A 12,895-nucleotide genomic window follows, 5' to 3' on the forward strand; every position below is an offset into this window, starting at 1 on the left:
ACAGTTGCTGTGGCGTTACCGGATCAAACAAAGCATGAGTCGGCGGGGTAACTGTTGGGATAACAGTCCGATGGAGCGCTTCTTCCGCAGCCTGAAGACAGAATGGGTGCCGACAAAGGGTTACAACAGCTTCAGCGAAACAGCTTATGAAATTACTGACTATATCGTGGGATATTACAGCGCACTCAGGCCGTATGAATATAACGGTGGGTTGCCACCAAACGAATCAGAAAACAGATACTGGGAAAACGCTAATGCGGTGGCCAGTTTTAGTTGACCACTACACTTTTGAACAATTAAGCATCAATCAATTCCTATTTTTGATAAAACAATATATTAAAAACGCAATTATTGCAATGAGCATGGTAACGAATGATGAGTAAAAAAGCCCTGTACTTCATGCTTTGTGATAGGGGAAAAATCAAAACCTTTCTCACAGAGATAAATATAAATATTAAATAGAAAGGGGCCAATTTTTAATAAATACAATGCCTTATTTGTTGTTTTGCTATTAGTAATGTCAAAAAATAATGCTAAAAGTACATATGTCAAAGGAGTGCCGATTGTAAATTCCATAATCAAGACCGTTAATCAGTTAAATCTAGAGATTATTTATGGTGGTTTGCGCAGAAATAAAAATATTTTTCTGTAGAAATGAGTTGTCACATGATTATCGCTGATAAAAACCTCCTTAGCACTATGCAGCCCCTTGTTGAGTAATCGATAAAAAAGCACAGCTAATATTACACTAATCGTGTTATTAATTTAGAATCAAATTTCTATGGATGTTGTAAGATTTTTGCAATTGCGGCTGCCGACCAGCATACCACCCTATCCAGTAAGATAATTGGCTGATGTGTCATTGGGGAGAAATATTATGGCTAACTTGGAACCAACCTCGCTATTCTTACATCCCGCCGCTGCTGTTTATCGTTGTCGATGCCTGAGTACGCTTTTCTCAACTTTGTTTTATTCGTAATGAGTATTAATAATGTTGACATTGATCGGCGCTGTCCACGCATTCATGGCATTCAACGCATGCCCACCGGGCAAACCCAATATCGTCAGGCCATAACTCACTTAAATCTGTTTCAAAAAGATGCAGGTCTGCTGTGGCGGCAGTACTGGATGTTCCTTTTTCATCTGTGCACCTAATTTAAACATCGCCCTTTTACGGCTCATGCGGCGAGGGTTGGGGGTAAACTGCGCCCGTAGGTTCAACACGGCCCAGCGAAAAGAGCCAAGTACGGTTTGCAAAAAACCGTAGGGGTCAACGCCAGCTCTTTGAGGATACGCCTCCGACTGTTTTCGCTATTAATTTTACAGGGGTTCCTACAAACGTTTAAGCGCATGGGCGAGGGAGTGTTGGGTTATCACCGGCGTCACGGCGCCAGCCGGTAACTAAGCGAGGGATAGGCGACCACGCCCGACTACGGCATCAAGCACATTATTTTGCTCAGATGCTGACGCGTTCGCCCGGTAACGTCATTGGTTTACCTTTTCGCCGGATACGGGAAAATAAAACAAAAGCGTTATGGGAGGTTATCGCCTAACTGATTGAATATTAATACTGTAGAAATGTATAAGGGGAGACGAGTAGGGGGAAGATGGTGCCCGAACTCGGAATCGAACCAAGGACACGGGGATTTTCAATCCCTTGCTCTGCCAACTGAGCTATCCGGGCAACGGTGCGCATTAAACCGTATTGATCGCATGGCGTCAACGCCTAATTTATCTTTGCGGTGCGTTTGCTGCGTTTTCAGGCAGCCGCGAGGGCGTCCAAGGTACCTCTTTGCCGGTGAGGGCAGGGCGCCGGCAAAGGAGCGGCGTAATATTTAGTTATTTAATAAGTTAACTAAATATAACTATTAACTTAATTGTTATTAAAGTTAATAATATGACGTATTATCGCGCTTGGGGGATTTTTTCTTGAACCCGGCGGGGAAACATGCAATTATTGCGCAAATTTTTCATCACTTCTTATTACGCAGAAGATCACAGGAAGCCGCCTCTATGCATTCAGCACTGTCGCCGCGTCTGGTCACGGGGCAGCCTTGTCCAGTGATGCAGATATCCTGCCCGCATTTTCTCTACCGCGCGTATTCGTCCGTCATCACCATGCGCTGAGAGCTCTTAGGCTCACTGTTAGGCATTAGTAAGAACAGACGTCCGGCTCTGCTTTTACTGGTGTCTATTTGTTGCTGCTGATTCCTGTCTCTCCATTACGTTGCGCTTTCCTTTGCCGGGAAAGTATGGCCGGCATCGGGTGCGGGACGCGTTTGCTCTCCCATTGCGTGCTCAGGCACATCGACTCATCCTTACCTTAGGGCATCGGTGATATGACTTTGTTAAAAATTGTAGTGGCACACTGAATTTGGCCACCTGAACAGAGGTGATATGCGCACCTCAGAACAACACGGGTGCACCAATGAAAAGAAAAAATTTTAGTTCTGAATTCAAACGCGAATCCGCTCAACTGGTTGTCGACCAAAATTACACCGCCGCGCAAGCAGCAAAAGCCATGGACGTCGGCTTTTCTACGATGACGAAATGGGTAAAATAACTGCGTGATGAGCGACAGGGGAAAACGCCAAAAGTTTCTCCCATAACCCCGGAACAAATCGAAATACGTGAGCTCAAGAAGAAGGTACAACGCATTGAAATGGAAAATGAAATATTAAAAAAGGCTACAGCGCTCTTGATGTCAGACTCCCTGAACAGTTCTCGTTAATCGGGAAACTCAGAGTGCATTATCCTGTGGCCACACTCTGCCACATGTTCAGGGTTCATCGCAGCAGTTATAAATACTGGAAAAGTCGTCCTGACAGGCCAGACGGCAGGCGAACGGTATTGCGCAGTCAGGTTCATAAACTGCACAGTATCAGCCATGGTGCCGCTGGCGCGAGAAGTATCGCCACCATGGCAACCCAGAGAGGCCCCCGGATGGGGCGCTGGCTCGCAGGCAGGCTCATGAAAAAGCTGGGGCTGGTCGGTTGTCAGCAGCCGCCGCACAGGGTATAAGCGTGGCGGTCAGGAGCATGTTGCGATCCCGAATTATCCTTGAGCGCCTGTTCGCTGTAACGGAGCCAAACCAGCTATGGTGCGGCGATGTGACGTATATTTGGACCGGGAAACGCTGGGCATACCTTGCGGTTGTTCTTGATCTGTTCGCGAGGAAACCGGTGGGCTGGGCTATGTCGTTCCCCCCGGACAGCAGACTGACCATCAAAGCACTGGAAATGGCATGGGAAACGCGTGGTAAACCAGCCGAAGTGATGTTCCACAGCGATCAGGGTAGCCACTATACAAGCAGGCAGTTCCGACAGTTGCTGTGGCGTTACCGGATCAAACAAAGCATGAGTCGGCGTGGTAACTGTTGGGATAACAGTCCGATGGAGCGCTTCTTCAGAAGTCTGAGAAACGAGTGGATACCGGTAACAGGCTACATAATAAGCTTCAGCGAAGCAGCTCATAAAATTACCGACTATATCGTGGAATATTACAGCGCACTCAGGCCGCATGAATATAACAGTGGGTTGCCACCAAACAAATCAGAAAATAGATACTGGAAAAACGCTAACGCGGTGGGCAGTTTTAGTTGGCCACTACAATGCGCGGCCGTTCCGTTTGGCGGTGATCCAGCTGGGTACTTATGATGGCACCATCTATAACGCTCGGCAGGTGGTAGATAAAATCGGTCATCTGTGCGATTACATCCTGTTTGACTCCGCCTGGGTGGGGTATGAGCAGTTTATCCCCATGATGGAGCAGTGTTCGCCGCTGCTGCTCGATTTGAATGAAAACGATCCGAGGATCTTTGTCACCCAATCGGTGCACAAACAGCAGGCGGGGTTTTTGCAAACTTCGCAGATTCATAAAAAGGACACCCACATCAAAGGGCAAAAGCAGTTCTGCAATCATAAGCGGTTCAACAATGCCTATATGCTGCATGCGGCCACCAGCCCGTTTTATCCGTTGTTTGCGGCTTTTGAGATCAACGCCAAGATCCACGAAGGGGCCAGCGGCCGTCGGATGTGGATAGAGTGCGTCAAACTTGGGATTGAAACCCGCAAACAGCTTTTGACGGAGTGCGAGCTCATTAAGCCGTTCGTGCCGGACCGCGTGGACGGCCGGCGCTGGCAGGATCATACCACTGAGGAGATGGCGCATAATAAAGCGCTTCTTCAATTTTGTTCCCGGCGATCGCTGGCATGGCTTTGATGGCTATACCCGCGATCAGTATTTTATCGATCCGTGTAAACTGCTGCTGACTACGCCGGGAATCGACGCCGCCAGCGGGCGCCATACCCCGCGTTTGGTATTCCGGCCACGATTCTGGCGACCTATTTGCGCGAGAACGGCATTGTGCCGGAGAAATGCGATCTAAATGCCATGCTGTTCCTGCTCACCCCCGCCGAAGATGCGGCGAAGATGCGCCGGTTGGTGGAGGTGCTCAAGCAGTTTGAACGCTATATTGAGCAAGATGCGCCGCTAACAGCGGTGTTGCCCAGCATTTGCGAGAAATATCCCGGTCGCTATCAAGACTATACCCTGCGCCGTTTGTGCCAAGAGATGGATAACCTGTATGTCAGCTTTGACGCCAAGCAGCTACAGCACGATATGTTCCGCCAGCCCCATCTGCCGCGTATGGCGCTGAACCCGCAGGAGGCTATAACATGGTTTTGGTGCGCGGCGAGATAGAGCTGGTTCCTCTGTCACGGGCCGAGGGACGTATTGTCGCCGAGGGGGCGTTGCCTTATCCACCGGGGGTGCTGTGCGTTGTGCCCGGCGAAGTCTGGGGCGGGTCGGCGTGGCGCTATTTCCTGGCGTTGGAAAAGGGGTTGAACCTGCTGCCGGGCTTCCAGCCGAAGCTGCAAGGGGTGTATGTCCAGCAAGATGACTGCGGCACCCGGCGGCTGTATGGCCATGTGGTCTGCCGCTAAAGGCTACGGTTAGCCGTATGCCGCCAACTTCCCCGACGGAACGCGCGCGATAGTTGCACCTCTGCCGGTCTTGGTCGAGGGTCCCTCCCGCGTTTGGACATAGGGCGTTGAGGTGGCGATATCAGCGCGCCGCGCGCGCCGATGTCGTCCGCCGCCGTCAGCGCCGGTAGTTCTTTTGCAGATTATTCACTTTATGCAAGTAGCAGCGCGATTCCGCCGCCGGATGCTGCGTGGACAGCGTTTGATAAACCTGATCCGGCGGCATGCCGTTAATTATCTGGAACGCTCGGTTTTGATCGTGCGAGAAGACCCGTAGCACGCTGCCGGGGCCGCCGTTATAGGCGGTGATCACCGCATAACGCCGCGATGTCGGATTGACGATGCTGCCCAGATAGCTGTTTTGCAGCATCGCCAGATAGGCGGTGCCGGTATCGATATTATTTTCCGGGTCAAACAGGTAGCTGCGGCTCGGCTGGCCCCGTTTGCCCTTCATTTTAAACACGTCGCGTCCCGCGCTGTGCTGCACCACCTGCATGAGACCCAGCGCGTCGGCGTGGCTCACCGCATAGGGGTTGAAGCTCGATTCCGTCTGCATAATCGCCAGGATCAGCGATTGATCGACGCCATACTGCTGCGAGGCTTTGCGCACCATGCCCAGGTATTTATGGGCGCGTTTGTCCACGTGGTTCGGCACCAGCTGAATAGTGATGGACCAAATTTGCCGCAGGCCAGTGGTACGGGTTTGTAAACGGGTTTGCAGCAGATAATCGGCAAAAAGCGCGGCGCGCCACTCCCAGCGGATCGGCTCACCGTTATTATCCAGCACCTGACCATAGAGGAAAGCCTCTTTGCTGATAGGAATATCGTTTGTATCCGAGTAAAGATCGATCGTGCCGAAATCGTTACCCATTAATAGCGTACTGATGATGGCCTGGCGCAGATACGCGCTGGGGTTGTCGCCGGCGATGGTTTCGACGGTAATGGTACCGCCATCAAAATTGATGTGGCTGCGGGTTTCGTATTGATCGGTATATTTTACGTAGTCTTTCGGCCCGGCAATCAGAACTTCATTCAGCCCCCAAAGATTTTCAATGTTGTGGGCGAACTGCCCCATCAAAATATCGAAACCGTTAGTGTCTTTTATGTAGGCTTCATTTTTGGCATTGTTTTTACTGTTGGAACAGGAGATCAATAACGGGGCAATGATCACTAAAGGTAATATTTTCTTCATGTTACGGGCCGTGTCAGGACTGGAAATTTCCGGGGCGCCAGGCACCCCGGAAAGGCGTTATTCGCTCGACGGGGTATACCCCTGGATATGCACATCCTGACCTTCAAACAGGAAATTGATCATCTCCTGCTCCAGCACCTTACGATCGGCGACATTCATCATGCTGAGTTTTTTTTCGTTTATAAGCATCGTTTGCTTGGTCTGCCATTGCGCCCAGGCTTCTTTAGAAATGTTGTCATAAATACGTTTACCCAGTTCCCCCGGGTAAAACTGGAAATCCTGCCCTTCGGCTTCACGTTTTAAAAAAGTACAGTAAATCGTTCTGCTCATCATTCTTCCTCTTTGTTGGCAGCCGCTGGCAATAAAGCAGCTTGTCGACGCTGACGTAGTTGGCTTAGTAAACGCTCGACCGGCGCCGCCAGTCCAACCGCCGGCGGCTGGGCTAAGTTATACCAGAGTCCGCTGCCTTCATCCATGCAGCGTTTCGTTGTGCCGACCTGCTGCCACATCGGCACAATATCCAGATGGAAATGGCTGAAGGTATGGCGAAACGCCGTCATTTGTTCACAGTGGCCGGCCGGCAAACCGCGCTGGGTTAGCCAGAGCGACAGTGCCTGCGGGTCGGCAAACTGCGGGAAACAAAACAACCCACCCCACAGGCCCATCGGCGGGCGTTGCTCAAGCCACACGCGGTTGCCATCCTGCAGCAGCAGAAACCAGGCGGTTTTTTCCGGCAGGATCTGCTTCGGTTTTTTGCCCGGATAGCTCGCGCAGCTATGGGCGGCGTAGGCCTGGCAGCCGCGGTGCAGCGAGCAAAACTCGCATTTCGGCCGCGAGCGGGTGCACACCATCGCGCCCAGATCCATCATGGCCTGATTGAATTGCGCTACCCCCTGCGCCGGCGTGATGTGTTCGCTGTGCCGCCACAGACGCTGCTCCACCTCTTTTTTCCCGGGCCAGCCGGCAATGGCATAATAGCGGGCGAGAACCCGTTTGACGTTACCGTCAAGAATAGGATAGTGCCTGTCCAGCGCCAGCGACAATATGGCGCCTGCGGTGGAGCGGCCAATGCCGGGCAGGGCGCAGATGGCGTCAAAGTCTTCTGGAAATTCGCCGTTGTGTTGCTCGCTAATAAGCTGGGCCGCTTTATGCAGATTGCGTGCGCGGGCGTAATAGCCCAGGCCGGTCCATAAATGCAAGACTTCATCGAGCGGCGCCGCCGCGAGTTGGCCGACGGTAGGAAATTTGGCCATGAAGCGTTGGAAATAGGGGATGACGGTCATCACTTGCGTTTGTTGCAGCATGACTTCCGATAACCAGACCTTGTACGGCGTTTTTTCCAACTGCCAGGGCAGCGTTTTGCGGCCGAACTGCTGGTACCAATCCAGCACGAGTTGCGCGAACGGTGGCGTTTGCGTCATGTGTGAAATCATTACCTGTGGGCGAAAATCCGCATCATTATCCTAGTGCGCGATTGCAGCATAGCGCGAACAACCTGTAAACAGGAACTTTCCTCTGTTGCGCGCTCGCTAAACAGCGCTATCTTTGCATAATGCGCTTTTGCCAACCACTTTCACATTGCGGAACTTTATGAGCGACAATGTCATTTCCCCCGAATTCGACGAACAGGGACGCGCGCTGCGGCGGATCCGTAGTTTTGTCCGGCGACAGGGCCATCTGACCAAGGGGCAGCAGCATGCGCTGGATACGCTTTGGCCGGCAATGGGAACGGATTATCAGGCGCAGCCGCTCGACCTTACTGCGCTGTTCGGCCGCGTGGCGCCGGTGACGCTGGAGATTGGTTTTGGCATGGGGGCATCTTTGGTTACCATGGCGGCGGCGCATCCCGAGCAGAATTTTATCGGAATTGAGGTGCACTTGCCGGGCGTCGGCGCCTGCCTTACCAGCGCGCAGGAAGCGGGCGTCAGCAACTTGCGTGTCATGTGTCACGATGCGGTGGAAGTGCTGGAGCAGATGATCCCGGATGCGTCTTTGGCGCTGGTGCAGCTGTATTTCCCTGACCCCTGGCATAAAGCGCGGCACAATAAACGCCGTATCATACAGGCGCCGTTTGTCGAGCTGGTCGGACGCAAACTCGCCGCCGGCGGTGTTTTCCATATGGCGACCGATTGGCAACCTTATGCCGAACATATGTTGGTGGTGGTGTCCGATGCCGCGTTTTTCCGTAATCTATCCTCTACAGGCGACTATGTGCCGCGTCCGGCGAGCCGCCCGTTAACCAAATTTGAACAGCGCGGTCAGCGATTAGGTCATGGCGTTTGGGATTTAATGTTTGCCAAAACGGGCTGAGCCATAGGCAGGAGCAATGCTCGGATTATTGCTCATGACCGCCTGGCAGGCGCCGGCGGAGTATCAGTGCCCGGTCAAACCCCAGGACGATATTATCGTTGCGCCGCAGACGGTGCAGGTAATAGGTCAAGGCGGCACCTTGACCATTACCCCGGCGGGAGAGGTGCAGCGTGCCGGTACGCCGGTGCGACTTGACGCCGGGCAGCGTCAGCAGGCCCAGGCTTATCAGAGCGCCCTGCGGCGGGATCTACCCTGGATTGACGAGGGCGCTCGTGCGCATCTGGAAAAAGGCCGTCAGGCGCTGGATAGGATTATCGTGCAGCAGCTCGGCCGCGACAGTAATGTGCGCAATCGGCTGACCACCCTGGACAGTCAGCTTAAGCAGCAGATGAACCGTATTATTGAGCATCGCAGCTACGGTCTCACTTTCCATCATCAGGCCGTGAGTCAGGTAGAGCATGTAGTGGCACACTGAATTTGGCCACCTGAACAGAGGTGATATGCTCACCTCAGAACAACACGGGTGCCCCAATGAAAAGAAGAAATTTTAGTCCTGCATTCAAACGCAATTCCGCTCAACTGGTTGTCGACCAAAATTACACCGCCGCGCCAGCAGCAAAAGCCATGGACGTCAACCTTCCTACGATGACGAAATGGGTAAAACAACTGCGTGATGAGCGAGAGGGGAAACCGCCAAAAGCCTCTCCCATAACCCCGGAACAAATCGAAATACGTGAGCTCAAGAAGAAGGTACAACGCATTGAAATGAAAAACGAAATATTAAAAAAGGCTACAGCGCTCTTGATGTCGGACTCCCTGAACAGTTCTCGTTAATCGGGAAACTCAGAGTGCATTATCCTGTGGCCACACTCTGCCACGTGTTCAGGGTTCATCGCAGCAGTTACAAATACTGGAAAACTCGTCCTGACAGGCCGGACGGCAGGCGAACGGTCAGGTTCATGAACTGCACAGTATCAGCCATGGTGCCGCTGGCGCGAGAGGTATCGCCACCATGGCAACCCAGAGAGGCTTCCGGATGGAGCGCTGGCTCGCAGGCAGGCTCATGAAAAAGCTGGGGCTGGTCAGTTGTCAGTAGCAGACGCACAGGTATAAGCGTGGCGGTCAGGAGCATGTTGCGATCCCGAATTATCTTGAGCGCCAGTTCGCTGTAACGGAGCCAAACCAGCTATGGTGCGGGGATGTGACGTATATCTGGACCGGGAAACGCTGGGCATACCTTGCGGTTGTTCTTGATCTGTTCGCAAGGAAACCGGTGGACTGGGCTATGTCGTTCTCCCCGGACAGCAGGCTGATCATCAAAGCACTGGAAATGGCATGGGAAACGCGTGGTAAACCAGCCGGAGTGATGTTCCACAGCGATCGGGGTAGCCACTATACAAGCAGGTAGTTCTGACAGTTGCTGTGGCGTTACCAGATCAAACAAAGCATGAGTCGGCGAGGTAACTGCTGGGATAACAGTCCGATGAAGCGGTTCTTCCGCAGCCTGGAGGCTGAATGGGTGCCGACAAAGGGTTACAACAGCTTCAGCGAAACAGCTTATGGAATTACCGACTATATCGTGAAATATTACAGCGCACTCAGGCCGCATGAATATAACGGCGGGTTACCACCAAACGAATCAGAAAATAGATACTGGAAAAACGCTAACGCGGTGGCCAGTTTTAGTTGACCACTACAAACTCAGCCGGCGCCACCGAATAGCGGTTAGCCAGATAATTGCCCTGCATATAACCGCGCGGACGGCGGGTTTTCACCGTGCGTAATACCGTGCCGTCCAGCTGGGTCAGCTTGCCGTTGGCGCCGCAGCCGATGCCAAGGTAATCGCTAAAGCGCCAATAGTTGAGATTATGGCGGCACTGGAAGCCGGGGCAGGCGTAGGTGGAGGTTTTATACTGGCGGTAACCCGCCGCTTTCAGCAGCGTGTCGCCACGCTGGTAGATGTCCCAGATCGCATCATCATCCGTCAGCGCCGGCGGCCGCGAGCCAAATAACGTATTCGGCTTAATGGTTAATTGATACCAGGAGAGATGTGGCGGCGCCAGGGCAATCGCCTCGGTCAAATCATCAAGCGCGCCCGCAAGCGACTGATCCGGCAGACTGTGCATCAAATCAAGATTAAAACTGCGCAGGCCCAGTGACGCCGCTAACCGCGCCGCGCGTCGGGCCTCCTCCGCGCCATGAATGCGGCCAAGGCGGGCTAGCTTATCTGCCGCGAAGCTTTGTACGCCGATGGAAATATGGTTGATCCCCGCCAGTGGTAGCCCGCGAAACGATCCGCCTCGACCGTGCCCGGATTGGCTTCCATGGTGATTTCAGCGTCCGGCGCCAGCGCTTGCCGCTGGCGCCGGACGCCGTCAAGCAGCGACTGCATGGCGCTGGCCGAAAGCAGGCTGGGGGTGCCGCCGCCGATAAACAGGGTATTGACGGTGCGACCCGATGTCAGCGATAGGTCATGATCCAAATCCGCCAGCAGATGATCGACATATTTCTGATGCGGTACTTCGCTCTTTAGCGCATGGGAATTGAAACCGCAGTAAGGGCATTTTTGCACACACCAGGGGATATGCAGGTGCGGGCTGAGCAGCGGCAAATTAGGCATGGCGCAGCGCATCCAGCAGGCCAGCCAGCGCCCAACCGCGGTGGGAAAGCGCCTGCTTTTCTTGCGCGCAGAGCATAGCGGCGGTGCGGCCTTGTTCAGGCAGCAGGAAGACGGGATCGTAGCCGAAACCGCCGGCGCCGGAGGGCTGGTGGGCGATGACGCCGGCCCAGCTGCCGTGGCACACCAGCGGCGTCGGATCGTCGGCATGGCGCAGATAGACCAATACGCAATGAAATTGCGCGGCGCGCAGGCCGTCCGGCACCGAGGCCAGCGCCGCCAGCAGCTTGTCCAGATTCTGCTGGTCGCTGGCCTGCTCGCCCGCATAACGGGCCGAGTAAATGCCCGGTGCGCCGGCAAGCGCATCCACCGCTAAGCCTGAATCATCAGCGATGGCCGGCAGGCCGGTGACCCGGGCCGCGTGACGGGCCTTTATCAGCGCGTTTTCAATAAACGTCAGACCGGTTTCTTCCACCGATGTTACACCCAGCGCGCTCTGCGCCACTATCTCCATACCGAAATCCGCCAGCTCGCCGGCGAGTTCGCGTACTTTACCGGCGTTGCCGGTGGCCAGGACTACTTTTTGCATAGGAATAACCATCATTATCGTGCGCCGCACGGTGTCACCGCAGGCATTTATTCAGGAGGGTCAGGCGTCCAGCAGTCGCGCAATGATTTCGGGCAACTGCCGGGGCTGGTCGATTCTGAGCTGTTTATGGCGCCTCAGTTCCCCTTTTTCAAGGATCACCCGGCTTTTTGCCACACCAAATTATTTCGTCAAGAAACGAATTAAATGGCTGTTCGCCTGGCCGTCCACCGGCGCCGCCGTGATGGCGACCTTGATTTCATCGCCGTGGGCGCCGGCGATATGGCCGCTGCTGGCCCTGGGCTGAATATACAGCCGCAGCACCAGCGCGTCGCCCTCGCGCCAAACGCCGATCACAGGCGATACCAAATTCCCGGAAACAAATCCATGCCAAGGTAATTCAGGGCGTACAGGATAAGGATCACGATCATCGCCGAAAAATCGATGCCGCCCATGGCCGGCAGAATGCGGCGGATAGGGTACATCAGCGGTTCGCTTAATTGATAAAGTACCACGTCCATCGGGCTGCGTTCCTGGCTGACCCAACTAAGCAATGAGCGAATGATCACCACCCAGAACACCAGTTCGCCGGCCGCTTTCAACAGCGCCAGCAGGCCGACCAGCAAGTAAATGGGATCGAGGATCAGGACGTGCATCTCAATCAGCGTCAGCAGCGGGAATTTAACCATCACCAAAATAAATGCCAACAGCAGCGAGGCGGTGTCCAGCAGCCCGACGGCGGGAATAAGCCGGCGCCGCGGCCCGATTACCGGTTGGGTGATTTTGACGATAAATTGCGAAAAAGAATTATAAAAGTCGCAGCGCGTCCACTGCATCCAGATGCGCAGCAGCACCACCATAATATAGAGATCGATTAGCGTTTTGACCAAAAACGTCAGCGTCAGCATAAGAAGGTAATGTCCTTAATCAGGTTAATAAGCGCCGCATCGGCGACAATACTCAGAATAATTTTTCCATCTTTTCGGCGCGCGCGACCGCCGCTTGCATGGCGCTGGCGACAGTACGGTGCAACTGCTGCTGCTCGAAACCCTGCAACGCCGCGGCGGTGGTGCCTCCTTTCGAGGTCATATTTTGCCGCAGTGTGGCGAAGGGGGTATCCCCTGCCTCCGTGGCCAGCGCCGCCGCCCAGGCCACCGAGGCACCACCCCGGGGCGGGGGGTGCTTTAAACGAAAACAATAGCCCGTGC

Annotated in this window: 8 protein-coding genes, 1 tRNA gene and 6 pseudogenes; 6 read left to right on the forward strand and 9 right to left on the reverse strand. The window is 53.9% G+C overall.

Features of this window, described 5'->3' with window-relative positions; translation table 11 throughout:
* On the forward strand, window positions 1–277 hold a 277-nt coding region (locus ACTBDU_RS13155), incomplete at its 5' end, for an integrase core domain-containing protein (protein WP_438806771.1).
* Between the two features lie 1,331 nt (window positions 278–1,608).
* Here the strand turns inward: ACTBDU_RS13155 and ACTBDU_RS13160 are convergent.
* Window positions 1,609–1,684: transfer RNA gene (locus ACTBDU_RS13160), tRNA-Phe, on the reverse strand.
* A 744-nt stretch (window positions 1,685–2,428) separates the two neighbouring features.
* On the opposite strand from ACTBDU_RS13160, the pseudogene ACTBDU_RS13165 reads away from it, so the two are divergent.
* Together ACTBDU_RS13165 and speC are read left to right on the forward strand one after the other, a co-directional pair.
* Window positions 2,429–3,656, forward strand: a pseudogene (locus ACTBDU_RS13165) (IS3 family transposase).
* A pseudogene (gene speC / locus ACTBDU_RS13170) lies at window positions 3,613–4,943 on the forward strand (ornithine decarboxylase); the annotation flags it as partial. The pseudogenes ACTBDU_RS13165 and speC, both read left to right, overlap by 44 nt.
* A gap of 157 nt (window positions 4,944–5,100) precedes the next feature.
* Here speC and mltC read toward each other — a convergent pair.
* From mltC to mutY, 3 genes are read right to left on the reverse strand one after another with little or no spacing between them, the layout of a single operon-like run.
* Window positions 5,101–6,174: a membrane-bound lytic murein transglycosylase MltC gene (gene mltC / locus ACTBDU_RS13175; RefSeq protein ID WP_438806777.1), complete on the reverse strand. Its 1,074-nt coding sequence runs from the start codon at window positions 6,172–6,174 to the stop codon at window positions 5,101–5,103.
* A 57-nt stretch (window positions 6,175–6,231) separates the two neighbouring features.
* On the reverse strand, window positions 6,232–6,504 hold the full coding sequence (locus ACTBDU_RS13180; RefSeq protein WP_438806772.1) for an oxidative damage protection protein: 273 nt from the start codon (window positions 6,502–6,504) through the stop codon (window positions 6,232–6,234).
* Entirely contained in the window at window positions 6,504–7,595 is a 1,092-nt protein-coding gene (gene mutY, locus ACTBDU_RS13185; protein WP_438806778.1) for an A/G-specific adenine glycosylase, read from the reverse strand. The genes ACTBDU_RS13180 and mutY overlap by 1 nt, the downstream gene beginning before the upstream one ends.
* A 169-nt stretch (window positions 7,596–7,764) precedes the next feature.
* Between mutY and trmB the strand changes: the two genes are divergently transcribed.
* The 3 genes and pseudogenes from trmB to ACTBDU_RS13200 all read left to right on the forward strand — a co-directional run bounded on the left by trmB (window position 7,765) and on the right by ACTBDU_RS13200 (window position 10,174).
* Complete coding sequence (gene trmB / locus ACTBDU_RS13190; RefSeq protein ID WP_438806773.1) at window positions 7,765–8,484, forward strand: tRNA (guanosine(46)-N7)-methyltransferase TrmB; 720 nt, start codon at window positions 7,765–7,767, stop codon at window positions 8,482–8,484.
* A 16-nt stretch (window positions 8,485–8,500) separates the two neighbouring features.
* A pseudogene (locus ACTBDU_RS13195) lies at window positions 8,501–8,941 on the forward strand (DUF2884 family protein); the annotation flags it as partial.
* Between the two features lie 74 nt (window positions 8,942–9,015).
* A pseudogene (locus ACTBDU_RS13200) lies at window positions 9,016–10,174 on the forward strand (IS3 family transposase).
* Between the two features lie 10 nt (window positions 10,175–10,184).
* Here the strand turns inward: ACTBDU_RS13200 and hemW are convergent.
* The 5 genes and pseudogenes from hemW to ACTBDU_RS13225 form a co-directional block, all read right to left on the reverse strand.
* Window positions 10,185–11,104: pseudogene (gene hemW, locus ACTBDU_RS13205) on the reverse strand (radical SAM family heme chaperone HemW); the annotation flags it as partial.
* Window positions 11,097–11,690 carry an RdgB/HAM1 family non-canonical purine NTP pyrophosphatase gene (gene rdgB / locus ACTBDU_RS13210; RefSeq protein WP_438806774.1) on the reverse strand — a complete coding sequence of 198 codons (594 nt, stop codon included), beginning with the start codon at window positions 11,688–11,690 and terminating at the stop codon, window positions 11,097–11,099. The pseudogene hemW and the gene rdgB, both read right to left, overlap by 8 nt.
* A 60-nt stretch (window positions 11,691–11,750) precedes the next feature.
* Window positions 11,751–12,044 (reverse strand): annotated as a pseudogene (locus ACTBDU_RS13215) (DUF167 domain-containing protein).
* The gene (locus tag ACTBDU_RS13220; RefSeq protein WP_438806775.1) at window positions 12,041–12,595 is read right to left on the reverse strand and encodes a YggT family protein; all 555 of its coding nucleotides are present in this window, start codon (window positions 12,593–12,595) and stop codon (window positions 12,041–12,043) included. Before ACTBDU_RS13220 ends, ACTBDU_RS13215 begins: the two are co-directional and overlap by 4 nt.
* 52 nt (window positions 12,596–12,647) lie before the next feature.
* Window positions 12,648–12,895, reverse strand: a 248-nt coding sequence (locus ACTBDU_RS13225; protein WP_438806776.1) for a pyrroline-5-carboxylate reductase dimerization domain-containing protein, incomplete at its 5' end; no start/stop codon positions are given.

The organism is Sodalis sp. (in: enterobacteria) (assembly GCF_051710625.1).
Lineage (GTDB): Bacteria > Pseudomonadota > Gammaproteobacteria > Enterobacterales > Enterobacteriaceae > JBPESN01.